General features: G+C 56.0%; 20 protein-coding genes. 17 read left to right on the forward strand and 3 right to left on the reverse strand.

The features are described 5' to 3' along the window. The first annotated feature begins 40 nt into the window (after nucleotides 1-40). The 12 genes from CHH75_RS19420 to ppnP all read left to right on the forward strand — a co-directional run bounded on the left by CHH75_RS19420 (nucleotide 41) and on the right by ppnP (nucleotide 19096). Nucleotides 41-1162 (forward strand): deoxyribonuclease IV, encoded by a 1122-nt coding sequence (locus CHH75_RS19420; RefSeq protein ID WP_095398960.1) that lies wholly within the window; start codon nucleotides 41-43, stop codon nucleotides 1160-1162. Nucleotides 1163-1216: 54 nt separating this feature from the next. Further along, nucleotides 1217-2116 carry a formyltetrahydrofolate deformylase gene (purU, locus tag CHH75_RS19425; protein WP_095264851.1) on the forward strand — a complete coding sequence of 300 codons (900 nt, stop codon included), beginning with the start codon at nucleotides 1217-1219 and terminating at the stop codon, nucleotides 2114-2116. Between the two features lie 455 nt (nucleotides 2117-2571). Then, on the forward strand, nucleotides 2572-4926 hold the full coding sequence (locus CHH75_RS19430) for a DUF7408 domain-containing protein (RefSeq protein WP_255223080.1): 2355 nt from the start codon (nucleotides 2572-2574) through the stop codon (nucleotides 4924-4926). Beyond that, nucleotides 4919-5848, forward strand: coding sequence for an ABC transporter ATP-binding protein (locus tag CHH75_RS19435; RefSeq protein ID WP_095264853.1), 930 nt, complete (start codon nucleotides 4919-4921; stop codon nucleotides 5846-5848). The genes CHH75_RS19430 and CHH75_RS19435 overlap by 8 nt, the downstream gene beginning before the upstream one ends. Further along, entirely contained in the window at nucleotides 5845-6816 is a 972-nt protein-coding gene (locus CHH75_RS19440) for an ABC transporter permease (protein ID WP_095264854.1), read from the forward strand. The genes CHH75_RS19435 and CHH75_RS19440 overlap by 4 nt, the downstream gene beginning before the upstream one ends. Before the next feature lie 38 nt (nucleotides 6817-6854). Then, a complete protein-coding gene (locus CHH75_RS19445; protein ID WP_095398962.1) occupies nucleotides 6855-8537 on the forward strand; it encodes a phage tail tape measure protein in 1683 nt (560 codons plus the stop codon). A gap of 78 nt (nucleotides 8538-8615) precedes the next feature. Further along, nucleotides 8616-9605: an AAA family ATPase gene (locus CHH75_RS19450; RefSeq protein ID WP_095264856.1), complete on the forward strand. Its 990-nt coding sequence runs from the start codon at nucleotides 8616-8618 to the stop codon at nucleotides 9603-9605. Next, nucleotides 9602-10552 carry a DUF58 domain-containing protein gene (locus tag CHH75_RS19455; protein ID WP_095398963.1) on the forward strand — a complete coding sequence of 317 codons (951 nt, stop codon included), beginning with the start codon at nucleotides 9602-9604 and terminating at the stop codon, nucleotides 10550-10552. Before CHH75_RS19450 ends, CHH75_RS19455 begins: the two co-directional genes overlap by 4 nt. Nucleotides 10553-10714: 162 nt before the next feature. Next, entirely contained in the window at nucleotides 10715-12754 is a 2040-nt protein-coding gene (locus CHH75_RS19460) for a vWA domain-containing protein (RefSeq protein WP_095398964.1), read from the forward strand. After that, nucleotides 12738-15788: a VWA domain-containing protein gene (locus CHH75_RS19465; RefSeq protein ID WP_095398965.1), complete on the forward strand. Its 3051-nt coding sequence runs from the start codon at nucleotides 12738-12740 to the stop codon at nucleotides 15786-15788. The genes CHH75_RS19460 and CHH75_RS19465 overlap by 17 nt, the downstream gene beginning before the upstream one ends. A 677-nt stretch (nucleotides 15789-16465) precedes the next feature. Next, nucleotides 16466-18487, forward strand: a complete 2022-nt coding sequence (gene tkt / locus CHH75_RS19470) for a transketolase (protein WP_095398966.1) — start codon at nucleotides 16466-16468, stop codon at nucleotides 18485-18487. Between the two features lie 291 nt (nucleotides 18488-18778). Then, nucleotides 18779-19096 (forward strand): pyrimidine/purine nucleoside phosphorylase, encoded by a 318-nt coding sequence (gene ppnP / locus CHH75_RS19475; protein ID WP_095398967.1) that lies wholly within the window; start codon nucleotides 18779-18781, stop codon nucleotides 19094-19096. A gap of 262 nt (nucleotides 19097-19358) precedes the next feature. On the opposite strand, the gene CHH75_RS19480 is transcribed toward ppnP, so the two are convergent. Together CHH75_RS19480 and CHH75_RS19485 are read right to left on the reverse strand one after the other, a co-directional pair. Beyond that, nucleotides 19359-20270: a copper amine oxidase N-terminal domain-containing protein gene (locus CHH75_RS19480; RefSeq protein ID WP_095399001.1), complete on the reverse strand. Its 912-nt coding sequence runs from the start codon at nucleotides 20268-20270 to the stop codon at nucleotides 19359-19361. A 238-nt stretch (nucleotides 20271-20508) separates the two neighbouring features. Next, a complete protein-coding gene (locus tag CHH75_RS19485) occupies nucleotides 20509-21402 on the reverse strand; it encodes an NAD(P)-dependent oxidoreductase (protein ID WP_095398968.1) in 894 nt (297 codons plus the stop codon). Nucleotides 21403-21659: 257 nt separating this feature from the next. Between CHH75_RS19485 and CHH75_RS19490 the strand changes: the two genes are divergently transcribed. The 3 genes from CHH75_RS19490 (at nucleotide 21660) to CHH75_RS19500 (ending at nucleotide 24434) form a co-directional block, all read left to right on the forward strand. Continuing rightward, nucleotides 21660-23015 carry a glucose-6-phosphate isomerase gene (locus CHH75_RS19490; RefSeq protein WP_095264863.1) on the forward strand — a complete coding sequence of 452 codons (1356 nt, stop codon included), beginning with the start codon at nucleotides 21660-21662 and terminating at the stop codon, nucleotides 23013-23015. Nucleotides 23016-23201: 186 nt separating this feature from the next. After that, complete coding sequence (locus CHH75_RS19495; protein WP_095398969.1) at nucleotides 23202-23834, forward strand: YigZ family protein; 633 nt, start codon at nucleotides 23202-23204, stop codon at nucleotides 23832-23834. A gap of 6 nt (nucleotides 23835-23840) precedes the next feature. After that, the gene (locus CHH75_RS19500; RefSeq protein ID WP_095264865.1) at nucleotides 23841-24434 is read left to right on the forward strand and encodes a TetR/AcrR family transcriptional regulator; all 594 of its coding nucleotides are present in this window, start codon (nucleotides 23841-23843) and stop codon (nucleotides 24432-24434) included. A gap of 172 nt (nucleotides 24435-24606) precedes the next feature. On the opposite strand, the gene CHH75_RS19505 is transcribed toward CHH75_RS19500, so the two are convergent. Continuing rightward, on the reverse strand, nucleotides 24607-25008 hold the full coding sequence (locus tag CHH75_RS19505; protein WP_095264866.1) for a secondary thiamine-phosphate synthase enzyme YjbQ: 402 nt from the start codon (nucleotides 25006-25008) through the stop codon (nucleotides 24607-24609). Nucleotides 25009-25199: 191 nt separating this feature from the next. On the opposite strand from CHH75_RS19505, the gene cysT reads away from it, so the two are divergent. Together cysT and CHH75_RS19515 are read left to right on the forward strand one after the other, a co-directional pair. After that, nucleotides 25200-26015 (forward strand): sulfate ABC transporter permease subunit CysT, encoded by an 816-nt coding sequence (cysT, locus tag CHH75_RS19510; RefSeq protein ID WP_095264867.1) that lies wholly within the window; start codon nucleotides 25200-25202, stop codon nucleotides 26013-26015. Continuing rightward, nucleotides 26012-26809 (forward strand): sulfate ABC transporter permease subunit, encoded by a 798-nt coding sequence (locus tag CHH75_RS19515; protein WP_095264868.1) that lies wholly within the window; start codon nucleotides 26012-26014, stop codon nucleotides 26807-26809. The genes cysT and CHH75_RS19515 overlap by 4 nt, the downstream gene beginning before the upstream one ends.

Consider the following 26809-nt stretch of genomic DNA (forward strand, 5'->3'; position numbering starts at 1 on the left):
AAATAGGTGGTAATTGTGTGTCAAAAGGGGGATTAGGTTTATGTTGAAGATTGGTTCCCACGTGTCCTTCTCGGACAAGGGATTGTTGACAGCAACGGCTGAAGCCAATTCATATGGCTCCAGCTCGTTCATGATATATACCGGCGCGCCACAGAACACTCGCCGCAAGCCGATGGAATCCATGTTCCTCGAAGAGGGCAAAGCCGCGATGAAGGAAAGCGGGATTGAGGAGATCGTTGTCCATGCGCCTTACATTGTTAACCTGGGCTCCTATAAGGTGAACACCTATGAGCTTGCGGTCAGCTTCCTGCAGGAAGAGATTCGCCGCACGCATGCCATTGGCGTGAAGAACATCGTGCTGCATCCCGGTGCATATACCGACAAGGACCCGGCGTACGGCATCGACCGGATTGCCGAGGGCTTGAATGAAGTGCTGGGCGGTACCGAAGAGACTGAGGTGAAGATCGCACTGGAGACCATGGCCGGCAAAGGCACGGAGATGGGACGCAGCTTTGAAGAAATTGCTTCTATTATAGATAAGGTCAAGTATAATGACCGGCTCTCGATCTGCCTGGATACATGCCACATTCATGATGCCGGCTATGACATCGTCAATGATCTGGACGGTGTGCTGGAGAAATTCGATTCGCTGATCGGTCTGGACCGTCTGAGTGTCGTTCATATTAACGACAGCAAAAATCCGATCGGAGCAGCCAAAGACCGCCACACGCCACTGGGCACCGGCTGGATTGGCTTCGAGGCGATCCGCAACGTGGTTCATCATGAGAAGCTGCAGGGCAGACCGTTCATTCTGGAGACGCCTTGGATCGGCAAAGATCCCAAAACGCAGCGCCCGATGTATGAGATTGAAATTGCGCTGCTGCGCGGCGATGTTGAAGCTCGCTTCGGACAAGGGTTCATTGAGCAGGTTGGAGAGCTCGGCTCGTTCTTTACCAAGGAAGGGATCGATTCCCGCCAATTCGTGCTCGATACGTGGACGCTCCTGAAGAATGACGCGAAGGCGAAAAAGGCCGACCCGCGCGAGCCCATGGAACGTCTGTATGACATGGTTGTTGCAGCAGAGCTGCTGCCGGACTGCTCGGAGGAGCAGGTGAACCAACGAATCATCGCCTGGTTGTCCGGTGCGTCGCTGTCTTCATAATAGGTAAGTAGCCGCTTTATAGCATCGAAATGACAGGAGGGTCATCAAGTTAGTATGGAAATCCATGTAAAAAAAGAACAGCCGTCGGCATCCGGCTTACACCCGAATCGTGCCCGCATGCTGATCTCTTGTCCGGATGGACCGGGGATCGTAGCGGCCGTCTCGCGCTTTCTGTTCGAGCACGGCGCCAATATCGTCCAATCCGATCAGTACTCCATGGACCCCGAGGGTGGAATGTTCTTCATGCGGGTCGAGTTCGACCTGGACCATCTGGACAGCAAGCTGCCAGAGCTGGAGCGTTCGTTCCGCGAGGTTGCAGACTCGTTCGACATGCAGTGGAACATCTACCACGCCGCCCGCAAAAAAAGACTGGCCATCTTCGTGTCCAAGGAAGATCATTGTCTGGTCGAACTGCTGTGGCAGTGGCAAGCCGGAGACCTGGATGCGGATATTGCGATGGTGGTAAGCAACCATCTGGACATGAAGGATTATGTTGAGTCTTTCGGTATTCCGTATCATCATATTCCGGTTACAGCTGATACGAAGCCAGAAGCCGAGAAGCGTCAGCTTGAAGTGATTGGGGAAGATATTGATGTCATTATCCTGGCCCGCTACATGCAGATCATCTCACCTGCATTCATTGAGTTTTACCGGAACCGGATCATCAATATCCATCACTCCTTCCTGCCCGCCTTCGTTGGCGGCAAGCCTTATGCGCAGGCATACAATCGCGGGGTGAAAATCATCGGCGCAACGGCACACTATGTGACCGAGGAGCTTGATGGCGGACCGATTATTGAGCAGGATGTTCAGCGCGTCAGCCACCGCGACGATGTGAATGAACTGAAGCGCATCGGCCGCACCATTGAACGGGTGGTGCTTGCACGTGCCGTCAAATGGCATATTGAAGATCGAATTCTCGTTCACAACAATAAAACCGTTGTATTCAGCTGATCCGGGCTTAGCCAGGGCTTTCGAACATGCGGTATAGACTTGGCGCTCGGACGATGGATAACGTATCCCGCAGGTAACGATGCGGGGCGGTATACACGGTTAATAGAGAACAAGGGCCACAGGAGCAGCTGACACTTTAACGCTGCAATTGGTTTAACTCCCGCTCCTTTAAGGGGCGGGAGCTTTCTTTTATCCGCACTCTGATGGAGAAAAGGCCGATGCAGTTTTTCAAGCAACAGTTCAAACTTTTTTCACATTGTACTCGTCAATAGTATTGTACGCCGGATGCGATGGTTGTCTCTGATCGGGTTCGAGACGTTTTGATCAGGCGGAACATCATCTCGGGTCATCCGTATTTATGTTTTACATACAGCCAAGAAGCAGACGTGAGGGGAATAGGAAAGAGCTATTTTATTGGAGAGGGGAATCATCAGTTGTCGTTGTGTACAAGAAGTTTGCGGGGTCTGTCGCTGTGGGTGATGGCGTTGCTGGTACTGGCTGCGTCATTGTTCACCGGGAGCGGAACGGCCAATGCCGACGCTCCTAAGATCCAGATTCAGACAGAGCTGGGCTATAAGGGGAAGCTGAAAGAGGGGAAATGGAATCCGCTGAAGATAACGCTGACAAGCGATCAGGATATCGCGGGTGACATCGTTGTTCAAATTCAGAGCTATCAAGGCATGGGGATAGAGTCTTCCTATGTTCAATATGTTGAGCTTCCGAAGGACACGCCGAAGGAGGTTGTTATCGGCATCCCTGGCGGCTATTTAAACAAGGATAATAACCAGATTTTATTTTATGAAAAATCGTATACTGAGGGCCAGCCGATTCCGTTTGACCTCGGCCGGAACTACCTTCAGAGCTCGCAATATTCCGGGGCGCTGATTGCCGTATTGTCCGATGATCCGGATACGATGAACTTTATGAACGCCCTGAACGGCAGAGGCAACAGCCTGAACACCGTGCCTCTGAAGGCAGAGGAATTGCCGGATCAGGCGCAGCTGCTGAACGGGCTGGATGTTCTTGTAATTAATAATTTTGCTTCCGATACATTGTCGGCTGCGCAGCAAGAGGCCATCGCCCATTGGGTGAGTGAAGGCGGAACCCTGGTGCTGTCCGGCGGAGCCGGTTATGTGAAATCCGCGGCGCCATTCGCCGATATTGCTCCGGTGCAATGGACCGGGACGACAACGGTGCAGTCTCTGCCTGAGCTGGAGAAGCTGGGCGGCAAACCGCTAAGCCTGCAAGAAAGCTATACGATTTCGACCGCAACGCCGGTAGAAGGCGCGGAAAGCCAGCTCGAAGGGAACGGGAACCCGCTGATCGTCTCGAAAAGCCGGGGCATGGGCCAGGTGATGTATGCGGCTTATGATCTGGCCTTGGAGCCCGTTGCTTCTTGGGGAGGGCATGCAGATGCATGGGCTTCGATTCTAAGAGGCGCGCTTCCGCTTGTTAATCCAGGCGGGATGGGGTATTACCAACCCATGCTTGAAAGCCTCGGTTACGTCACGGAGTACTTTCCGTCCTTGAAGATGCCATCCTTTCAGCTGCTGCTGTGGATGCTCATCGGATATGCGGTTATTGTAGGTCCGCTGCTGTATTTTATATTGAAGAAAGTAGACAAGCGGGAATGGGCCTGGCTTCTTATTCCTGCCCTGGCCGTTGTGGCCAGCGGCACGGTGTATACGGTGGGCTCCTCAGACCGTACGGAGGAAATGGCCCACACGATCAATGTTATAGAGATGGACGGTGAGGGGAGCGCTCTGAAGTCATCGGTTTCCGCCTTCTTCTCGCCTCGCAGCGGAAATTACACACTCGAGTTTCCTAAGAACACGTACCTGAGAGCCGGAGGTTCCAGCAACTCTTTTGGCGGCAGCAGATTAGGCGATAACAACACCTATATCCGTGCTGCGGAAAATGAGACGCTGCTGGAGTTTCGAAATATGCCTCAATGGTCGCTTGGCAAAGTCTACATGCAGGGACAGGGATACAATGAGGCGGGCAAGCTGACATCAGATATTCGTCTGGACGCAGCAGGGCAGATTGTCGGTCAAGTGACGAATGAAACGAAGAGCGATCTGGAGAATGTTGTGCTCGTTATGGGCGGCAAGGCTTACCGGATGGGCGATATAAAGCAAGGAGAGAGCGCTGAGGTGCCTCAAGACAAAGCACAGATTCTCACTACCAATCATCAGAATCTTTCCAATCTTCTGTATCCGTACACGAATAACGATGTCTACAATCGTGAACGGGAAGTTTTGTCCATGTACAGCTATTCGCCAACCAATATTGACAAGACATCGACTTATATTTTTGGCTGGAGCAAAGATCATCTGACGAATTATACACGCGCCGGAAAAGAAGTGAGCAGCGACCAGCTGAACTTCTGGGTGCAGCCGATTCAGATGGGATGGGCCCTGAATGAAGGCGAGATTACCATTCCGTATGGATTCTTGACGCCGGAAGTGACGCAGGTGAATTCCCCGATCTTCGGAACCTATGTGCATGGCGTGGAGCTTGGGCAAGGAACGATGATTATGGAGTTCCCGCTGTTGCCGGGCGACGATGTCAAATATTCTGAAATCTCCATCAAGGGAACGAGAGTGCCGGGAGTAGCTACAATGGAACTGTGGAACGCATCATCCGGAGAGTGGGAGCCGATGACGCAACAGAACAGTGTCCATGTGATCGCGGACAACCCGGAACAGTATATTGTGAACAATAAGATCCGGATTATGATCAGCACGTCTGACCATGTCAACTTCATGATGCCGGAGCTGTCGCTGAAAGGGGAGTCTCAGCATGATTGAAATACGCAATCTGAGTAAGAGGTACGGGAATTTCCATGCTTTGAAGGAGATCAATTTGGAGATTGGCAAGGGGACGGTCTTCGGGTTTGTCGGACCGAACGGAGCTGGAAAATCGACCACGATGTCCATCCTGGCGACGTTAATGCTGCCGACATCAGGCGTTGCCAAAGTCGACGGCTATGATGTGACACAGTATCCAAAAGAAGTGCGCAAACGGATTGGCTACATGCCCGACTTCTTTGGGGTTTACGATCAGCTGAAGGCGACGGAGTACCTGCATTTCTATGGCGCGAGCTACGGCATTCCGCGCACGGAGCGGGAGCAGCTGATTCCGCAGCTGCTGGAGCTTGTGAACTTGAGCGACAAGGCGGATGCCTACGTGGACACCTTGTCGCGCGGGATGAAGCAGAGATTGTGCCTTGCCCGCTGCCTGGTTCATGATCCGGAGGTGCTGATTCTCGATGAACCGGCTTCGGGGCTTGACCCGAGGGCGCGGATCGAGATGCGCGAGATATTGAAAGAATTGAAGCTGATGGGGAAAACGATCATTATTTCGTCCCACATCCTACCCGAACTTGCTGAAATGGTGGACGAAATCGGCGTGATCGAGCATGGCGAGATGATTGCCCAGGGCAAGGTTGCAGATATTCAGAACCGGCTGCGGGTTAAAAAGGTGATTCATATCCGGACCCTGGAGCGGGAGGAGGAGCTGGCGGCCAAGCTGCGGGATGAGCCTCATGTAAGCTCCGTATTGACGGACAACACCGGGGTCCATGTGCATTACAGCGGGGATGATGTGCAGCAGAGCGCCTTGCTGCGCCAGGTCATCTCCTGGGAAATTCCGATTGTGTCCTTCCAGGAAGCGCAGAGCAACCTGGAGGATGTATTCCTCGAAATCACCAAAGGAGGGGCCCGCGAATGAATTGGACCCGAAGATTAATCAATCCGGTAATTAACAAGGAGTTCAGACTCCGGATGCGCTCCCCGCGTTCGATGATGTCCGTGCTGTTCTACGTTTTGGCTTTGGGCGTTGTGGCGATGGGCTTTATCTATCTGACACTGTATTTGGACCAAAGGAGTTCCCAGCGCTTTAATGCGCAGGCGAGCCAGATGATGTTCTATGTGCTCAGTTTTGCACAGCTGATACTGATCGCCTTTATGGCTCCGGCCTTAACGGCGGGCGTCGTCAGCAGCGAACGCGAGAAGCAGACGCTCAGCATGCTGCTTACGACCCAGCAAAGCTCTACCACGATCATTCTGAGCAAGCTGGCGTCTGCGCTGAGCTTCATGGCGCTGATCGTCCTGGCAACACTGCCGGTATACAGCATTGTGTTTTTGTATGGCGGTATTTCACCAAAACAGATGGTATCGGTATTCCTGTTCTACCTGTTTGTCATGCTGCTGCTGGGCGCCCTTGGCGTGATGTTCTCAACGCTGTTTAAGCGCACCATTATCGCGGTGATCGTGACTTATGGAACAGGGCTGATCATCTTTCTGGTCACGGGACTTCTGTATCTGTTCTGTATGGGCATTGCGCAGCAGAATATGTACAGCTCAGGTCAGCCGGCGCCGGGAACCTATTCATGGGTAGGATATTTGCTGGGGCTTAATCCGGCCGGGGCGATGGTAAGCCTGCTGAACCCGACGTTCTCCAGAGATGCCTTTCTCATGTATGGCGGCAGCTTGAACAGCGAGCCTCCGATTCAGCTGTGGCTGGAGTTTGTGCTTGTCTATTCAGTTGTGATAGTGCTGGCACTGCTGATTGCCATCCGCAACATTCGCCCAGTGGCGAGACGAAAGAGAAAGAAGGATGGCGGACCGAAAGCTGGGCAAGCGGCGGAGCAAGCCCAGCAAGAGGTGGGGCAAGCTGAGCAACCTTCGCAATCCTGACATGGTGCACGTTCATTTAACTAAAGGAGGGGATCGTCGTGGACAACATCATTCGCTTCATTGAGTCTGCCAGGCGAAGGCTTCAGGCCTTTCGCGTGCTTGCTGGCGGTTTGTACGGCCTTATGGCCGGAATGGGAGCGGCGCTTCTGCTGCTGGTGATCGGGAGAATCGTTCCGATCCCTTGGCTGAAGACGGCGGTGATGATGGTTCCGCTGGCGGCAATCCTGATTGGGCTTCTGTATGGCTGGCTGCGGCGCATACCGGCAGAAGCGGCGGCCCAGGCGATGGACCGCGCTTCGGGCGAAGCCGAGCGAAGTGACATGATGGTGACCGCCCTCTCCTTCAAGGAGGAAGACACGGTAGCGGCTCGCTATCAGCGGGCGCAGGCGGAGGCATACGGGGCAAGTTTCACGGCCGAGATGAAGCACAGGCTGCCCGCACCGAATGTTCGCAAACAGCTGCTGATCAGCATGGCCGGCCTCGTCTCGGTTGTGGCGCTGACGCTGATCCCGAACCCGATGGATGATAAGATCGAGGCGGCGCGGGAGCAGAAGGCCTGGGTACAGGAGCAGGTACAGAAAACGGAAGAGCTTGAAGAGCAGATCCAGCAGGAGACACTGGATCCTGCCACCAAGCAGAAGCTGCTTGAAAAGCTGGATGAACTGAAGCAGCAGCTTGCAGCCGAGCAATTTCCCGAGCAGGCGCTGGAAAAGCTGGAAGAAGCGATGAAGGAAATGGAGAAGCTGGCGAAGCAGCAGGAAGAGCGTTCGCGTCAGCTTGCAGAGCTGGCCCGGCAGATGCAGCAGGAGCAGGCATTGGCTCAGACAGGACAGAGTCTGGAACAAGGCAAGGCCGATGAGATGCAGCAGGAAATGAGCAAGATGATGGAAGAGGTCAAGCAGATGACCCAGCAGGAGAAGGATGAGCTGGCAGAGATGCTGGAACAGCTCGCTGAAGCTGCGAAAGAAGTACCGGACATCGAGAAGCTGGCCGAGGAGCTGAAGAAGACCGCCCAGGCTTTACAGGAAAGCGCTTTGCCAGAGGAATTGGAAGAGGCGCTAAGGCAGATGTTCGCCGAACTGGAGGAGGCTGCCCTTGCCAAGGCGTCCGCGGATAGCGAGTCGCAAGGCGCCTCTGCACTGGCGTCCGCTCTGGCTGCCCAAGGTCTTGGGCTGGCGGAGCAGATGCTGGCCTCGGGGATGTCAGTATCGAACAGCTGGAGCTCTGGCGGCAGCGCCCAGGCGCTGGCACAGGCTGCTGGCAGCAGCGGTGAATCAGGAGAATCGGGGGAAGGTGGCTCGGGGCAACCATCTGGCAGTGAAGGCTCCGGAAGTCAAGGTTCTGGAGGCTCTGGCAGCAGTGGCGGCAGCGGAGGAAGCGGAGCTGGGGCAGGCAGTGGCGGAAGTGGGACTGGTGTGGGCAATGGGACAGGCGGCAGCGGAGCCGGACTTGGGTCGGGCGGCCGCGAGCTGGTCACCACGCCGCGAGCATTGGAGGGCAGCGGCAATGTCGAAGTCGATACTGGTCCGCTGGACGGCCAAGGCGGCGAAGTCCAGAAGGGCGGCGTGTCCCCGACCGTGCCAGGAACTGCCAGACCTTATGAAGAGGTGTATCGTGATTATGAAATGCAAGCGCGGAAGTCGCTAAATCGCAGCCAGCTGCCTGAGCAGATGCAGGGACTGGTCGAGGCGTATTTCATCGAGATTAATCCGAATCCTTAGCTTCGTGCGTACGGAAGGCATCCGTGCGTATATAGCCATAAACAGCACTTATTAATTCAAGAAGACGGAGGACAATCCATGTCGGATATCGCAGTGAAACCACAGGAATGGAAAGAGAGTATCGACAGTCTCAGGGAGCATATCGGAAAGGTCATCGTCGGTCAGCAGGAGGTTGTCGAGCAGATGCTCTGGTGCATATTCGCCGGAGGGCACGCATTGCTGGAGGGCATTCCCGGCCTTGGGAAAACGATGCTGGTCCGCACGGTGTCGGAGGCGCTGGATCTGTCGTTCTCGCGCATCCAGTTCACCCCCGATTTGATGCCGAGCGATATTACAGGCACGAATATATTGTCGTTCGGGCAGCAGGGCAGCACCGGCATGACGTTTCAGAAAGGGCCGCTGTTCAGCAGCATCGTGCTGGCGGATGAAATCAACCGGGCGACCCCCAAAACGCAGAGCGCCTTGCTGGAAGCGATGCAGGAGAAGACCGTTACCGTAGGCGGAGAGACGCATCGGCTGCCAAGGCCGTTCTTCGTCCTGGCAACACAGAACCCGCTTGAGAATGAAGGTACCTATCCGCTTCCGGAAGCGCAGCTTGACCGGTTCCTGCTCAAGATCGACGTTTCGTACCCTAGCGGTGACGAGCTGAAGGAGATTGTACGGCGCACGACGTCATCGCATGAATTCCAGGTGACGAGACAGATGACGGCAGACACCCTTCTGGAAATTCAGCAAGGCGCGAAGGAAGTGCTGGTCGCTGAAGATATTTTGGACTATGCAGTGCGGCTGCTTATGTCCACGCATCCCGAAGAGGCTTCGGCTCCGGAGGCGGTTCGGAAGTACGTCCAGTTCGGCTCCGGGCCGCGCGGCGTGCAGTCCATCATCTCGGTCAGCAAGGTGCGGGCGCTGTGCAGCGGCCGGATGCATGTATCGACAGGTGATATCCGGGCCGTGGCGCTGCCTGCGCTGCGTCATCGTCTGTTCCTGAATTTTGAAGGACAGGCGCTTGGCATTACGACAGACAGCATCATACAGGAGGTTCTGCAGGCGCTGGAGGGATCGGCGTGAGCGGGGCCGGACATTTGCTTCCACCCGAGTGGCTGCCGCGGCTTGAACGATTCAGCCTGAGTGCCAAAAGGAGGGTGGCAGGCACCCATCAAGGGAAGCGGCGCTCCAAGCGCCTCGGTTCCTCGCTGGAGTTTGCCGACTACCGGCTGTACACTCCCGGCGATGATGTCCGCAGGTTTGACTGGGGCATATATTCCCGTACAGGGAAAGGGTTCGTCCGTCAGTTCATGGATGAGCAGGAGCTGACGGTCAACATTTATGTGGACTGCTCGGCTTCCATGGGAACAGATATTGTAGCTTCTCCGGAGCTTGGGGGGACATCGGGCTCAGCCCTGCCGGAGGGAGGCGCCAAATGGATGCTCGCCCGGCAGCTTGCGGCCAGCATCGGCTATATGGCGCTATCCTCATATGACCGTCTGCAAATCGCCTGTTACAGCCGGACGCTCAATGCCCGCTTGCCGGTTATGCGGGGGAAAGGATCGGCACATCGACTTTTCTCCTTTCTGCAATCGGCACAGACCGGGGGAGAAGGAAGCCTAGCGGCGGCGCTGGCAGTGCCGGGCTCGCTGCCAAGGCAGCCGGGTATGACCTGGATATTCTCGGACTTCTGGCTGGAAGGCGGGGAAGAGGAGCTGTACAAGGCGCTGTCCCTGCTGTCCGGAACGGGGCAGGAGGTGGTGCTCGTCCATATTTTGTCGCGGGCAGAGCTTGAGCCGAAGCTTTCGGGCGATCTGAGGCTGGTGGACAGCGAGACGCTGACCGGCAAGGAAGTGGCGCTGACGGGCAAGGTGCTGGAGGCGTACGAGAGGGAGCTGGAGCGTTACCGCCACATGCTCTCCGCCGTATGTGCCGAGCGGGGCATGTCCTATGTGCTCATTCCGGCAGACTTGCCGCTGTCCGACGCGATGTTTGGCGTACTGGCCGGATCGGGACTGGTGAGCGGATAAGGTGGCAGGCACTGCGGGTCTGATTCAAGAAACGAGACAAATCTACAATAGGTAGAATCAGGGAGATATAGCAGAAAGCGCGGCGTCTGGATCTGCTAGGGCAATGACTTATAAGCCGAATAGCGACAAGCGCTGTGCCGGGTATGGAAGGAGGGGGCATGTTTGGGGATTCAGTCGTGGGTTAGTCTCTGGTTCGGTTTAACGCTGCCGGCCATTGTGCTCATGTATATGTTTAAGCGAAAGTATGTCGACATGGCAGTCCCCAGCCACTTGTTATGGGATCGGGTTCTCCGAAATCTGGAGGCGAACCGGCCGTGGCAGAAGCTGCAGAACCGGCTTCTGCTGTGGTTGCAGCTGCTGGTTGCAGCGCTGCTCGTCTTCGCACTGATGCAGCCATTCTTGCAGGTGTCCGGGGGCGGAAGCGCACATATCGTGATCATTGCGGATACCTCGGGCAGCATGAGCGCGGAGGCCGGACCGACGGATAATTCGGAAGGCGGCGCGCAGGAGCGGACTTCCCGGCTTGATCTTATGAAGGAGCGAATCCGGGAATATGTCCGCGATCACGGGCAGGGCAGCGACATTACCCTGCTGGCTGCAGGGGCGAGCCCGATCACATTGCTGTCGCGGGAAGGTGATAGCGCTTCGCTGCAAAGCGCTTTGGAGCAGCTGCGGCCTTATTACGGGCCAGCCTCCTACAGAGAGACGCTGTCACTGGCTTCAGCGCTGACCCGGGAGGAGTCAGATGCCGAAGTAGTTATTTTTACAGATGGTTACTGGAAACGGGATGAGGTTGAGGTCGCTTATCAGGTGCCGGTCTCGGTGGAGTCGATTGCAGGGGATATGCTGCTGAATGCATCGATTGATCAGTTTGGCGTATCGCCAAAGGATGAAGCGGGGCTTCGGCATGATGCCGTTGCGGTCATCAGCCTGACTGCGCAGGCGGCGGCAGCCATGGAAGTCAGCCTGTATGGGGATGAGCAGCTCCTGGCGAGCAAGGTGGTGGAACTGACACCGGATGCGCGGGCGACGGTTTCCTTCCCGGATCTGCCGCTGGCGGAGATCTACCGGATTGAGCTGGCAGGGGATGACGGCTATGCCGCTGACAATGAAGCGTATGCGTTCAGCCGCGGGCATGGAACTTCGCGCGTGCTGCTGCTGACATCCGGCAATCTGTTTCTGGAGAAGGCGCTGCAGCTCAGCGGAGCCGAGGTGACCCGGATTGCGACAGGCATCGCGGACGAAGCGGGCGCGGATGCGGAGGGCACAGAGGAAACGGGAACGGCTGATAACCGTCAGTCCAGCGAGGCTAGTCCGCCTCCGGTTCCGGATGGAGCCTTTGACGTCATCGTGATGGACGGCAGCGTGCCGGACAGCTTCAAGCAGGGCGAGTGGGCCAAGCTCACAGCCTCCGTCCCGCTGTGGACGATCGGCGGCGAAGGCGCCCGCAGCGAGCAGCCTGGCGGCCGAGCGGCCATCAGCACACATCCGGTCATGTCTTACATTACGCTGAACGATGTGTACTTCGGCGCGGTGACAGATCAGGGGCAGGCGCCGGTCTGGGGAGAAGCGATTGCGAGGATCGGAGATACTCCGCTGATCCATGCCGGGAAGGAAGGCGGCCGTCCGCGTCTGGCTTTTCATTTTCTGCTCCAGGACAGCGATCTGCCATTGTCGCCGGAATTTCCGGTGCTGGTCAGCAATGCGCTTGAATGGATGACAGCAGGCAAAGGCACCGGGCTTGGACGCTACATCGCAGGTGCCCAGGCGGATATTCCGATTGCGGCGGATACGGTGAAGGCCGGGTGGGCTGCCAAGGGCGGACTCGCGCTTGCCGAAGCTCCTGCCTATACGGAAGCGGCCGAGACAGCGCAAGGAGTTTCACCGGTGCAGACGGTGCCGGACATACCGGGACTGTACGCTTTTGAACAGGAGAATCGGGCCGGGGAGAAGATCAGCTACTGGCTGTCGGTTGCGCCGGATCCGTTCGAAGGGGACTGGAGCGAGCGCCGGGAGCCGAATATTGTTCAGACCACGGCAGGCAGCGGTCCACAGCAAGCCGGAGAAGGGACAGATCGGTCAGAACAGAACGCGTCATCGGCGGCAGCGAGGGCAGCTTCGTTAATGCCTTGGCTTGCGGCACTTGCGCTGGCCGTTATCGCTGCAGAATGGGGGGTGTACCAGCGTGGGCGTTCAGTTTAGTCAGCCGTGGTTCTTGCTGCTGCTGATTCCGGCAGCGTTGTTTCTGTATTATGCATTCCGGTCTGATTTCAGGCTAAACGGTTTTCGCAAAAAGCTGACCCTGACGCTGCGCGCCCTGGTCATTCTGCTGCTGATTCTGATGTTATCCGGTCTGCACGGTTACACCGTGCTCCGTGACAAGCAGGTCGTGTTTCTGGCGGACCGCTCGGACAGCATGGGCGATGCCGATCGGATCAGCACCTGGATCAGCGAGGCGGTACAGACCAAAGGAGAGCGGGATCAGACGGCGATTGTATCGGTCGGTCTTGAAGGCGCTGTGGAGCGTCTTCTGACTGATCATGAGCGACCGGGAGCCGGGATGAATGCCCGGCTGGAATCGAGGTTCACCGGACTCGAATCCGGGCTTCAGCTGGCAGGCAGCCTGTTCGAAGGCAGCTCGGATTCACGGATCGTGCTGATCTCCGACGGGGAGGAGAATGTCGGCAGCATGGCTGCTGCGGGCAGGCTGCTGAAGGATCGCGGCATCGCCGTCGATGTGCTTCCGGCTCCCGGGCAGCAAATCCGCGATGTTGCGGTAGAGGAGCTGCGCGTACCGGACCGGCTGTATCAGGCTGAGGCCTTTTACGCTGAAGTGCTGGTGCAAAGCACCTTCAAAACCTCAGGCGAGCTGCGAATTTATGAGGACAACCGGGAGATTGCCCGTCAGACGGTAGAGGTGTCGCCGGGCGAGAACCGCTTTGCGGTCCAGGGCCTGGCGAAAACGCCGGGGCTGCATCGCTATCGCGCAGAGGTGTTCATGAGCGGCGACGAATCGTCGGCGAATAATGCGGCGTATGATTTTACCCGTGTCGAGGGTTCGCCGAAGGTGCTGATTGTCGAAGGCAAGCCGGACACCTCCTCCAACATTACAGCAGCGCTTGAGTCGGCGCTGATCGGTACGGAAGTGATTCCACCGGAGATGCTGTCGCTTGAGGCGGCGAAGTATGCAGCGTATGACAGCATTATTTTCAACAATGTGTCTGCCACGAAGGTAAGCGGTCCTGCGATGGACATGATTGAGCAGGCGGTGCGCAGCTTCGGTGTCGGCTTTATGATGGTCGGCGGAGAGAACAGCTACGGGATGGGGGGGTATTTCAAAACCCCGATCGAAAAAGCGCTGCCGGTATCGATGGAGCTTGAAGGGAAGCGGGAAGTGCCATCTCTGGGGCTTATACTCGTCATCGACCGCTCCGGCAGCATGGACGGCAACAAGATCGAGCTGGCTAAGGAATCGGCTATGCGGACGGTGGAGCTGCTAAGATCCAAGGATACGGTCGGCGTGGTGGCGTTTGACGATCAGCCCTGGTGGGTTGTGATGCCGCAAACGCTGGATAACAAGGAAGAGGTCATCAGCAGCATTCAGTCGATCCCGAGCGGCGGGGGAACGGATATATACCCGGCTGTAGCGTCGGCGCTGGATGAAATGCTCAAGCTGAATACGCAGCGTAAGCATATTATTCTGATGACGGATGGCCAGTCTGCCTTCAATTCCAATTATCAGGGGCTGGCGGACACGATGGTTGAGGAGAATATTACGATGTCCACCGTCGCGGTCGGAATGGATGCGGATTTGAATCTGCTGCAGTTTTTGGCGGAAGCGGCGAACGGACGTTATTACTTCGTGGAAGATGAGACGACGCTGCCGGCGGTATTCAGCCAAGAGACGGTGATGATGGCGCAGTCCTACATTGTAGACCGGCCGTTCGTGCCTGCTGTGCAGCAGGCCGGAGACTGGATGGGCTTGTTTGAGCGCGGCGTTCCGGGACTGCTTGGCTATATTGCAACGACGCCGAAGCCGTCGGCGCAAAATGTGCTGGTTAGTCCCGAGCCGGATCCGGTGCTGGCAAGATGGCAGTACGGCTCCGGCCGGACGGTAGCCTGGACGAGTGACTTGAGCGGGAAATGGTCGAGCGAGTGGGTGAACTGGTCCGGCTTCGCGGATACGCTGACGGAGATCGTGAAATGGACGTTCCCGCAATTCGTGTCATCGCCTTATGAGATCACGACGGCGGTAGCGGGCAATGAGGTAACGCTGCAGGTGAACACGACAGGCGATCAGCCGCCCGAGAAGCTGAGTGCGATTATCGGCGACGACGAGGCGGGCGAGCAGGTCGTGGAGCTGATTCAGGAAGCGCCCGGACGGTATACCGGACAGGTTCGCGTCTCCAAGCCGGGCGCGTTTCTGATGTCGCTCCAGGATCACAGCGACGAAGAAGCGGTTCAGGCTGCGCCGGGGACAGGGTTTGTCGTTCCGTATTCGCCGGAGTACAAAATTTCCTCCGGCGGGGGCGAAGAGGCGCTGACCCGGTTGGCTGAATTGACGGGGGGACGCGTCCTGTCCTGGGATGAACCGGCAGCGGTGTTCGACCGGGAGGCGTCCACGCGGACGCAGCTCCATGACTGGAGCTATGCGCTGCTGGCGGCGGCCCTGCTGCTGTGGGTCGCCGACATCGCGGTGCGGCGCCTGGCCCTGCCATGGGGCGCCATCGCCGCCGGTGCGGCCGCCCTGCTGCGCAGGCGGCCGGCCCAGGCCGCGGAGGCCGGGCAGCGCCCCGGCCTCGAGCGGCTCGCGGCGCGCAAAGCCCGCGCCGCGAGCTTCTACGGCGGCGGCGCAGGCAGGGACTCCGCCCAGCCGCCGCCGTCCTCCCCGCCCGCGGGGCCGCGTGAGCGCGGCGCGGGCGCCGGGAATGCCGGGGAGCGCACCGCGCCCCCGGCACCCGGGGCTGCACCGGCGGGGGGCCGCAAGGCCCCGCCGGAGGCAGCGCCGGAGGCAGCGCCGCAGCGGCGGGCGGATGCCCCGCTGCGGGAGCCGGCCCGGGCGAAGCCGGCCGGCCGGGATGGCGCGCGCGATGCGAGCGCGCCGCCACCGCCGCCCCCTCCCGCCTCCGGCGGCGGGGGCGAAGAGCGCCGGCCCGGTGCCCCAGGGCCAGCGACAGAGGAGCGCGCGTCCTCAATGGACCGCCTCCTCAAGGCGAAGAAGCGCGGCTCTCGGTAAGATGCCGCCGCTAAGTGCAGGGCGGGACGGGTTCGGCCCCCGGCTGCGCCCCTGATGATGTCCGGCTCGCCATGGCCTAGCGGCTATGGCAGCCAAGATACATCCGCGTTCCGGGGGCGTTAGCTCCAGCGCGGCTTCGCAAGCGGGAAGGATGCAGGCGACGCGCCTTATTCCATCCGCCGGAAGCAGCCGCTTGAATCTAAATCATGCAACGGTCGCTCAGGAATGACCTCCTGAACGGCCGTTTTTTCGTTATCAGACCGCCGCCTGGCGGTTGCCGGGAGAGGCATCTGCCCATCGCTGCGGCTGAACTCCGGTTCAGCCGGTTATAACCCGTTTAATAAGGGAAATAATGCATGGAAGGGCCTGCCCTTGCGAAACAATTCATAATTCGGATGTGGAAATGAACCGGCACAGATGTTACAATAAGAATATCAAAATGATATTTTCAACATTCCCATTTCCTAAGTTGTGATGAACAGCCGGCGATGGGGAGGAGAAGTCTTCATTTTTCGCAGCTTTTATTCAAGGCAGGATTTTGCAAGGATCGGATGAGTGGCTTACCATGAGCAATCTATGGATAGAATCGGTTATGTTCGTCTGTAATTGTGTCCCGGAAGCGGCTCGGATCGAGGTTTGCAATGTCCGAAAAGCAAAAGATTTGAGGAGGACGAATCATGACAACCGAAAACAACCAAACCATCGACAACCTGTCCATTGCGACGGTTCGGACGCTGGCGATCGACGCAATCGAGAAGGCAAAATCCGGTCATCCGGGCATGCCGATGGGTTCCGCACCAATGGGCTATCAATTGTTTGCCAAAACGATGGTCCATAACCCGGACGAGCCAGCATGGATTAACCGCGACCGCTTTGTGCTGTCTGCAGGTCACGGCTCCATGCTGCTGTACAGCCTGCTTCACCTGAGCGGATACGATCTGTCGCTGGAGGATCTGAAGCAGTTCCGTCAATGGGGCAGCAAAACGCCGGGCCACCCGGAGTTCGGGCACACAGCTGGCGTTGACGCTACCACCGGCCCGCTTGGACAAGGGGTTGCGATGGCGGTTGGTATGGCTATGGCCGAAGCGCATCTGGCAGCAACATATAATAAAGATGATTTCAAAGTCATCGACCACTACACGTATGCGATCTGCGGCGACGGCGACCTGATGGAGGGCGTATCCGCCGAGGCAGCTTCCCTGGCTGGACATCTGAAGCTTGGCAAACTGATCATGCTGTACGATTCCAACGATATTTCCCTGGACGGCGAGCTTAATCTGGCGTTCTCGGAGAATGTCGCGAAGCGCTTTGAAGCTTACGGCTGGCAAGTTCTGCGCGTTGAGGACGGCAATGATCTTCCGGCTATCGAGAAGGCCATCCAGGAAGCGCAAGCCGACGCGTCCCGTCCGACATTGATCGAAGTGAAGACGGTCATCGGATACGGCAGCCCGAACAAGCAGGGCAAGGGCGGTCACGGCGGTACTCACGGTTCCCCGCTGGGAGCAGAGGAAGCGAAGCTGACCAAGGAATTCTACAAATGGGTATACGAAGAGGATTTCTATGTGCCTGAGGAAGTGCGCGAGCATTTCGGCAAAGTGAAGGATCGCGGTATCGCTGCTTACCAGGCATGGGTAGATCAATTCAAGAAATATAAAGAAGCGTATCCGGAGCTGGCAGCGCAATTCGAGCGCGGCGAATCCGGTGACCTGGCTGAGGGCTGGGACAAGGATCTTCCGAAATACAGCCCGGAGGACAGTGCAATGTCCACACGTGTTGCTTCCGGTAAGGCGCTGAATGGGCTGACGGCAGGAGTGCCTCAATTGCTGGGCGGCTCCGCAGACCTGGAAAGCTCCACCATGACCCATCTGAACGGTCTTGCGAACTTTACGGCGGATAGCTATGAAGGGCGCAACATCTACTACGGCGTGCGCGAATTCGCGATGGCTGGCGCAATGAACGGGATTGCCCTCCATGGCGGCCTGAAAATTTTCGGAGGTACATTCTTCGTCTTTACGGATTATCTGCGTCCGGCGATCCGTCTGGCTGCACTGATGAAGCTTCCGGTTACGTATGTGCTCACGCATGACAGCATCGCTGTTGGTGAAGACGGCCCTACCCATGAGCCGATCGAGCAGCTTGCTTCACTGCGCATCATCCCGCAGCTGACGGTCATTCGTCCTGCCGATGCCAATGAGACTTCCGCAGCTTGGGCGTATGCGATGGAGAACAAGGATCGTCCGGTGGCGCTTGTTCTGACTCGTCAGAACCTGCCAATTCTCGCCGGAACGGCCGAGAACGCACGCGAAGGCATCAAACGCGGTGCCTACGTTGTATCTGATGCAGCATCCGGCAAAGCCCAGGCGCAAATTATTGCGACAGGCTCCGAGGTTCAGCTTGCGGTTAAAGCGCAGGCGAAGCTTGCCGAAGAAGGCATCCAGGTTCGCGTCATCAGCATGCCAAGCTGGGATCTGTTCGATCAACAGGATCAAGCATACAAGGATTCCGTCTTGCTGCCTGATGTAAAAGCACGTCTTGCGGTTGAAATGGCACATCCATTCGGCTGGGAGCGTTACGTTGGCGAGAAGGGCGAAATTCTTGGCATCAGCACCTTCGGTGCTTCCGCACCTGGCGATCGTGTCATCGCCGAGTACGGATTTACGGTTGAGAATGTGGTCAGCCGTGTAAAAGCGCTGCTGTAATGCTGTAAATTGTAGATGGCGCTATAGCCATCACAGCTTCATATGGAATGCTTCGGCACCCGCCTTAAGCGGGTGCCGTCCATATATTCGGAAGGGGTTTCGCCCCGATGTCAGGCCCCTGTTCGAACGAACAGCCGCTTAGGAGCCGCATCAGCGCAACAGGCGGAAGATAAACTGCCGTTCGCAGATGGCCCATGTGGCTGCTTATCTCAGCTAACAGACCGGTGGGCGAAGGCTTTGCCATGCCATTGTTCATGTATACAACAACTTGAATAAGGAGAGGGTTTGTTCATGTCACAGTTCAACAATGCCACAATTGTAAAGGCCGCGAATATTTATTATGAGGGAAACGTAACCAGCCGCACGGTGCTGCTGGAGGACGGGCAGGAGGTAACGCTTGGCATTATGCTGCCGGGAAGCTATGAGTTTGGCACCGACGGTCCGGAAATTATGGAGATCCTGTCCGGCGATCTGTCCGTTCTGCTGCCTGGGGAGCAGGAGTGGAGACAGATTCAGGGCAGCGCGACATTCCACGTGCCTGGCGATTCAAGCTTTAAGCTGGAAATCCGTACAGTTACAGATTATTGCTGCTCTTATCCCAAGGCGTAAAGGGTATCCGCCTGTTCTCAGATCAACTGCATGGCAGAGGGAGCAAGATGAAGAGATGAAGACCCCAGTTCCCGGCGCGAAGGGGAATTGGGGTCTTTCTATACAAGCTGCTATTTAACCCATCGAGGGCCTCCATTCCTGCTCACCCCGCGTGACGCTCTACGCCAGACGGCAGGAAGTCAGCAGGCCCTTACTTAATCCCCGCTGTTGATGTCAATGTCTGATATCAACGCAGGGCTTGAAATTTATCGCTATAATGAGGTTATTCCTCCGGGATATCGACGATTACACCTTTGTAGTCCGGTGAGCTTGTATCCAGTTCCACGGAGCCTTGGGCCCATTCCTTGGTACGGTCCAGCAGCGTGTAGTAGGTCTCGCCAACCGGATAACGGAATTGGAACTTGGCTGCGGTCCAGTTCTTCACATCCGGCAATTCGCCGATCTCGGCTTTAACAGCAGGCAGGAAGAACGGGTTGCGATTCTTGGGAGCTTCGGCAGCATAATCGAGCTGGCCCTGCCACTTAAGCAGCTTGACTCCGCCCCGGATTTCAAAGTAACTGGCAATATCATTGTCGACGATGAAGAAACGGTCGGATGCTCCTTGGGGAAAATAAAAGTCAACGCCCTGCATCTCCATCGGGGTCAGCTCCAGTTCCGGCAGCTTCAATTGTGAAGCATACGGCAGATGGACTGCAGCATTCCTTGCGGTGGACAGATCGGAGCTCAGAAGATCTGCGATCACGAGCGGGTCCGCTTTAATGATAAAAGCTGTTTTCTGAGCGTTGTTCCAAACGATATGGGACCCGAATGCTTCTGCTACAGCGCGGAGCGGAACCATCACTTTACCTTTATGGATCAGCGGAGCGGCAGATTCGTCTAACGTCTGCCCGTCCACGGTTATGGCGGTGCTTCCGACGGTCAGTTCGATCGTTCTGCCATCGCCTTGGACAACCGCCTGCTTCTTCTTATTGTCGTAGCTAATCTTGTAGTTGCCCATCGGCTTCAGATCGGTGAGCGTCACATACGTTGTTCCATTCCGGATCAGTACCTCTCCGGCGGCGGGAACACTGTTAATAATAGCTGTTGGTGCTGCGGCTGCCGGGGCAGCGGATACTGCAGGACCTCCGGATACAGGCAACAGGAAGAGCGTTGTTAGCGCGGCTGTACTGGCCATTGTCTTGAGAAGATTTCGATGCATAGTAATTCATTCCTCCTTTACCATCATAAGACGTCTGTACATGGACAATAGTTGCAGTCCTTAATAACAAAAATGGAAATGAGATCCTTTAAGAAAACAAAACCACACTCCTCCCCGCTCTTATAATTTGGAGGCGGTGTGGAATGTGGTCTTAAGGGTCTGGATGAACATATTGGATGAGCGCTGGTGGACGAGCAAGGAGCTGTGTATTACATTATGGCTTCTGCCCGATGGTTTGGCCGATCCAGGCCTCGTAGCATTTCACTACAGCGGACAGATCCTCGTCTCCGTAGCCCTCACTGGCACCAGCCTGGAACAGGCTTTTCGCCAGGCTCAGCATCGGGGAAGGCATGCCCATCCCGTCGGTGAGGGAGGAGGCGAGCTTCAGATCCTTCAGCATCAGCGCCAGGGAGAACTGGTTGCTGAAGTCGCCATCGATGATTTTGCGGCCTTTCAGGTCAGCCGCCTTGCTGCCTGCGGATCCGAGCTGCACCAGCTCCAGAAAGCGGTCGGCCGGTATGCCGGATTTGGCAGCGATGGAGAAGCCCTCGGCAAGCGCCAGATTGTTGATGCCGACAATGGTGTTATGCGCCAGCTTCGCTACAGCGCCGCTGCCGTTCTCGCCCATCGGGATAACTTTTTTGCCAAGGGTGTCGAAGACGTCAGAGTGAGCCTCGATAACCTGGGGATCGCCGCCAACCATGAACACGAGCGTTCCATCAATCGCTGCCGGCTTGCTGCCCGTAACCGGGGCATCCAGGAAGGAAGCGCCGAGCCCAGTGACCGCCGAGGCGATTTCTTTAACCAGGCTTGGCGAGATGGTGCTGCAGTCGATGACCGTCATGCCGCTCTTTAAGGAGGCGATCACGCCTTCTTCGCCGTAAAATACTTCGCGAATCGAATCGTCATTGCTCACCATCGTAATTACAATGTCCTGTCCAAGCGCTGCTTCACGCGGCGTAGGAGCGGTCTTCGCTCCCTGCTCGGCCAGCGGCAGGCACTTCTCGGAAGTCCGGTTATAGACCGTGACGTCATACCCTTCTCTGAGCAGATTGGAGGCCATAGGCGCACCCATTGTACCAAGTCCGATAAAGCCGATTTTTTTCATCGATATCACCTTCGTTTGTGGATTCCAAATCTCTTCTATATTAGCACGTCATTTCAAGCAGAACCACAATAAAACTAAGTTATCCTACCGGAAGAGATGGTAATCCGGGGTTACGAGATGTGATGAAGAGAGCCCAGTCTCCATATGAGGGGCGCCCGTGAGTGTTACTTGCGAAGGGGGAGCGAATTCAAGTATCCTAGTTAGCAGATATCGAATTAAAGCGAAATGTAGAAATAAATAATAGGAGGATGGAACGAATGTCCAAGAAAGTAAAATTTGATTATAGCAAGGCGCTTTCCTTTGTTCACCAGCATGAGATTGATTATTTTGCCCAGCCGATTCAGACGGCGCACGAGCAGCTTCATCAAGGAACAGGCGCAGGCTCCGATTACCTCGGATGGATTAACCTGCCGACCGAATATGACAAGGAAGAGTTCGCCCGCATCCAGAAGGCGGCTGCCAAAATCCAGAGCGACTCCGATGTGCTGATTGTGATCGGGATCGGCGGCTCCTATCTCGGGGCGCGCGCGGCGATTGAGATGCTGTCGCATTCCTTCTATAACGAGCTGTCGAAGGAGAAGCGCAAGACACCGGAAATTTATTTTGCCGGAAACAACATCAGTTCTACATATGTCAGCCATCTGCTTGATCTGATTGAAGGCAAGGATTTCTCCATCAATGTCATTTCCAAATCGGGCACGACAACCGAACCGGCAATCGCCTTCCGGATTTTCCGTGCCGCGCTGGAGAAGAAATACGGCAAGGAAGAGGCGCGCAAGCGGATCTATGCCACGACAGACCGCGAGAAGGGCGCGCTCAAGAAGCTGGCGACGGAGGAAGGCTACGAGTCCTTCATTATTCCAGACGACGTAGGCGGGCGCTATTCCGTGCTTACGGCTGTCGGCCTGCTCCCGATCGCTACGGCAGGCATTAACATCGACGAGATGATGCAGGGCGCGGCGGATGCAGCCAAGGAATACAGCAACCCGAACGTGGCCGAGAACGAAGCTTACCAATATGCAGCGGTTCGCAACGCGCTGTACCGCAAAGGCAAGGCGATTGAAATTCTGGTCAACTATGAGCCTTCCCTGCACTTTGTATCGGAGTGGTGGAAGCAGCTGTACGGTGAGAGCGAAGGTAAGGATTTCAAGGGCATCTACCCGGCTTCGGTCGATTTCTCCACCGACCTGCACTCCATGGGCCAATTCATCCAGGAAGGCAGCCGGAACATTTTTGAGACGGTCATTCAAGTGGATCAGGTGACGGAGCAGATTGCGATTGAAGCCGATCCGGATGATCTCGACGGCTTGAACTTTTTGGAAGGGAAAACGCTGGATTTCGTGAATAAGAAGGCATTTCAAGGCACGATGCTGGCGCACACGGATGGACAAGTGCCGAATTTGATTGTGACAATTCCAGATTTCACTCCCTATTCTTTCGGATATCTGGTATACTTTTTCGAAAAGGCATGCGGTATCAGCGGCTACTTGTTGGGTGTGAACCCGTTTGACCAACCGGGCGTAGAGGCTTACAAGAAAAATATGTTTGCCCTGCTCGGCAAACCAGGGTACGAGAAGGAAAAAGCTGAGCTAGAAGCAAGACTTTCCGAGTAAACCCGAACACATCATCAACAGAAGCATAACGCTGAAGGAAGCAGTTCGCCGGCATAACAGGTGCCCGGGGACTGCTTTCTTGCAAATGAATGGTTTTTGAGCACACCCGTCAGTCGGCCTGTCCTCGCTATGGAGGGCAGGCGCACATTGCGGGGGACTCGGTCGTAAAGGGGTGGTTATCGGTTCATGCTGGAACGTTATAAGACGGTGCGCGCAGCGGGCGTGAAAGAGATTGTCATTCGAAAATCGCGCTTCATCGGGCATATCATGCCGGTGGAGACCGAAGAGGACGCTGTGGCATTTATTGAAGACATCAAGAAGAAGCACTGGAACGCAACCCATAACTGTTCCGCTTACATGATCGGGGAACGGGACGAGATCCAGAAGCAATCGGATGACGGGGAACCGAGCGGAACGGCGGGCAAGCCGATTCTCGAGGTGATCCGCAACCAGGAGCTGAAGAATGTCGCCATCGTGGTTACACGCTATTTTGGAGGCATTATGCTGGGGGCTGGCGGCCTGATTCGGGCATACACCGACGGCGCCGTGGCAGCGATCGAGGCCGGCGAACCGATCACAAGGGTGCTTCACCGCGAGATTTTTGTAGAGCTGGATTATACGTGGCTGGGCAAGGTAGAGAACGCGCTGCGGGGCCGGGGCATTCGGATGGGTGAGACTGTATTTGCTGACAAGGTAACACTCACCTGCTTGCCGCTTGACGGCGAGGCGGAGAACTTCAAGGCCTGGATGGTGGATTTAACACAGGGGCAGTCCTCGATCACGGAGGGAGAGCGGCTTTATTTTATTGAAGGGGAATAAAATAATATGGCAAGAAGAGCAGTTGAGCGAGAATTGTCGAGGGAGCGAATATTGGAAGCGGCCAGGCATTTGTTCATAACCAAGGGTTACAGGGCGATTTCGATGCGAAGCATCGGGCAGCACCTTGGTTATAGCCACGGGTCGTTGTACTATCATTTTAAAGAAAAGGCGGAGCTATTCTACGCCATCGTTATGAAGGACTTCAACGATCTGAATGATCTGCTGTTGGAAGTGTCGGCGAGGCCTCTCTGCGAAGGGATGTCGAAGCTGGAGCAGCTGATGCTGGAATTCATTCGTTTCGGCCTGGACAATCCGTACCAGTACGAGATTATGTTCATGATCCGGGACGAAGAGCTGCTGGCTTACTGCCGCGCTGAGCAGGGACGATGTTTTGATATGTTTGCCATTCTGGTCCGTCAATATTTGCTTGATGATCAATATAGTGAAGAAGAGCGGAGAACCGTTCCGCGGACGTTGTTTTTGTCGCTGCATGGATTCATATCCTACTATATTCAAGACCGAATAGGGTTTGATGAGATAAAACCCGCCGCTCTCGCCCACATCAAGGTGCTGTGCCGCAGCCTGTACAGCAAGGTCTGATCCCTCGTCGCACCTGATTTGTTGCACCCGCATACTTCAACGGATTGCAACGCTCTAGCGTTGAAATACGAAACACCCAAACCTGTATAAAAGCCAGGCGCATGCCCCCTAGCATGCGCCTGGCTTTTTGGCATTGGTTATGAATGATAACACGGAACAAGGGCTTGTCCAGCTAGCCCCGCATAATTTTAACCATGTATTCGCGCTGTCTCGGCCCGTCGAATTCGCAGAAGTAAATGCCTTGCCAGCGTCCGAGAAGAAGCTTGCCGTTATGGATAATGACGGTTTGCGAAGGGCCGCACGTCATCGACTTCAGATGGGAAGCGGTGTTGCCCTCCATATGACGGTACTTGGGATGCTCCCAAGGGTATACTTCGTCCAGTCTCATCAGCACATCGCTTTTTACATCCGGATCGGCGTTTTCATTGATCGCAATGCCTGCCGTCGTATGTGGACAGTAGATCAGCACCGTCCCCTCAGCCACGCCGCTATCCTCGACGAAGGAGGCGATTTCCCTCGTAATATCCTTCATTTCATCACGCTTTTGTGTAGACAGATGCCCGGTATACAGCATAGGATATAACCTCCATATCTTTTTTTGTTTTCTATATTTTACCCTACATCTGCAAAAAGATGGATTGACGATCGGAATACCCTTTTGATAAAGTAGGTTTAAGAAAAACCAAGTATCCAAATAGGAAATGTGAATGATCATGGGTAAAGCAGTCGACCGGAATATCGATCCGGAGGCAGGAGGGACTTTAAATGACATCTCTGATTCGTCATAAGGGCTGGACATGGGGATTTCGAAGCACAGTTTTGCTGTATTTTCTTGCATTGATCGTGCTTCCTATATTCGGGGTATACGTACAGTCGCTGTCGGCCGGATGGGAAGCGCTGATCGAAAGCGTCGCTGATCCTATCGCATGGAAGGCGGTTCTGCTCACAGTGAAGCTGGGCCTGATCTCCACGTTCATCAACGTGCTCATCGGAACGATGATCGCCTGGGTGCTGATCAGATACAAATTTCCGGGTAGGACGTTGTTAAACAGTTTGGTAGATTTGCCCTTTGCGCTTCCGACGGCGGTTGGAGGCCTGATGATTTTGCTTCTGCTCGGTCCGGGAAGCTGGATCGGCGAAGCTGCGGAGCGTCTCGGCTTCCAGATTGTGTTTCATCAGCCGGCCATCGTCATTGCGATGATCTTTGTTACGTTTCCGTTTGTCATTCGGGCAGTCCAGCCGCTGCTGGAAGAGCTTGACCCCTTGGAGGAAGAGGCCGCCTACACGATGGGGGCATCCCGAAGAAGAACCTTCTTCAAGGTCGTTCTGCCGTCGATGCTTCCGGGCATCATCAGCGGCGGCATGCTCGCCTTCTCCAGGGCGCTGGCCGAATTCGGAGCGGTGGTGCTCGTCGCGGGCAATATTCCCGGACGAACGCTCATTGCGTCTGTTTTTATTTTCGGCGAGGTGGAAAGTGACAACCCTGTCGGAGCCGCAGCGGTATCCGTTATGCTCCTGACGCTCTCCTTTGCGATTCTGTGGGTGATCAATCTGGTGCAGCAGAGGGGGAGACGGGCATGAGGAGACTGTGGATTGGCCTGACGTATGCGGTGTTCACGATCTTGTTGATCATTCCGCTATCCCGTATAGCGGTCGGTGCGTTCGAACATGGGCTGGACGGTTTTGCGACAGCGCTGCTTCGTCCCGAGGCGCTGCACGCGCTGATGATGACGGGCCTGATTGTTATCGTTGTTACGTTTCTTAACGGGCTGTTTGGCATCATGATGGCTTTATATCTGGTCAGAGCAACCTGGCTCAGCCGCAAGCTCAAGGGCGTCCTTAACAGCATCGTGGATCTTCCGTACGCGGTATCGCCCGTCATCGGAGGCCTGATGATCGTGCTGCTCTTGGGGCCGGACAGCATTATCGGCGGTTTCTTTGAAGGCATCGGCTTCAAGGTTGTCTATGCATTTCCGGGCATGGTCATCGCTACGTTGTTTGTTACGTTTCCGCTGATGGTTCGTGAGGTGATGCCGGTGCTGCAGGAGATCGGCGAGGATCAGGAGCAGGCGGCGGCAACGCTGGGGGCTTACGGCTGGACAACATTTGCGAAGGTGACCTGGCCGTCCATCCGCTGGGCGGTCGTATACGGGATCGTGCTGACGGTCGCCCGCTCGCTTGGCGAATTCGGGGCCGTGCTGGTCGTATCCGGCAATATTATGAACCACACGCAGACAGCGACGACGCTTGTGTATCAGGATGTCGAGAATTTTAATGTCGCGGCGGCCAATGGGGTCGCCCTGGTACTTGCAGCCTTCTCCGTCGGCCTTCTGCTGGTGATGGAATGGGCCAAAAAAAGAAAGGGAGTGCACTGA

Source organism: Paenibacillus sp. 7541, from assembly GCF_002276395.1.
Classification (GTDB): domain Bacteria; phylum Bacillota; class Bacilli; order Paenibacillales; family Paenibacillaceae; genus Paenibacillus_AQ; species Paenibacillus_AQ campinasensis.

Excerpts from the sequence above, each read along its gene's own strand:
- CHH75_RS19420 (WP_095398960.1), top strand. The coding sequence starts at position 41 with ATGTTGAAGATTGGTTCCCACGTGTCCTTCTCGGACAAGGGATTGTTG.
- purU (WP_095264851.1), top strand. The coding sequence starts at position 1,217 with ATGGAAATCCATGTAAAAAAAGAACAGCCGTCGGCATCCGGCTTACAC.
- CHH75_RS19435 (WP_095264853.1), top strand. The coding sequence starts at position 4,919 with ATGATTGAAATACGCAATCTGAGTAAGAGGTACGGGAATTTCCATGCT.
- CHH75_RS19440 (WP_095264854.1), top strand. The coding sequence starts at position 5,845 with ATGAATTGGACCCGAAGATTAATCAATCCGGTAATTAACAAGGAGTTC.
- CHH75_RS19450 (WP_095264856.1), top strand. The coding sequence starts at position 8,616 with ATGTCGGATATCGCAGTGAAACCACAGGAATGGAAAGAGAGTATCGAC.
- tkt (WP_095398966.1), top strand. The coding sequence starts at position 16,466 with ATGACAACCGAAAACAACCAAACCATCGACAACCTGTCCATTGCGACG.
- ppnP (WP_095398967.1), top strand. The coding sequence starts at position 18,779 with ATGTCACAGTTCAACAATGCCACAATTGTAAAGGCCGCGAATATTTAT.
- CHH75_RS19480 (WP_095399001.1), bottom strand. The coding sequence starts at position 20,270 with ATGGCCAGTACAGCCGCGCTAACAACGCTCTTCCTGTTGCCTGTATCC.
- CHH75_RS19485 (WP_095398968.1), bottom strand. The coding sequence starts at position 21,402 with ATGAAAAAAATCGGCTTTATCGGACTTGGTACAATGGGTGCGCCTATG.
- CHH75_RS19490 (WP_095264863.1), top strand. The coding sequence starts at position 21,660 with ATGTCCAAGAAAGTAAAATTTGATTATAGCAAGGCGCTTTCCTTTGTT.
- CHH75_RS19495 (WP_095398969.1), top strand. The coding sequence starts at position 23,202 with ATGCTGGAACGTTATAAGACGGTGCGCGCAGCGGGCGTGAAAGAGATT.
- CHH75_RS19500 (WP_095264865.1), top strand. The coding sequence starts at position 23,841 with ATGGCAAGAAGAGCAGTTGAGCGAGAATTGTCGAGGGAGCGAATATTG.
- CHH75_RS19505 (WP_095264866.1), bottom strand. The coding sequence starts at position 25,008 with ATGCTGTATACCGGGCATCTGTCTACACAAAAGCGTGATGAAATGAAG.
- cysT (WP_095264867.1), top strand. The coding sequence starts at position 25,200 with ATGACATCTCTGATTCGTCATAAGGGCTGGACATGGGGATTTCGAAGC.
- CHH75_RS19515 (WP_095264868.1), top strand. The coding sequence starts at position 26,012 with ATGAGGAGACTGTGGATTGGCCTGACGTATGCGGTGTTCACGATCTTG.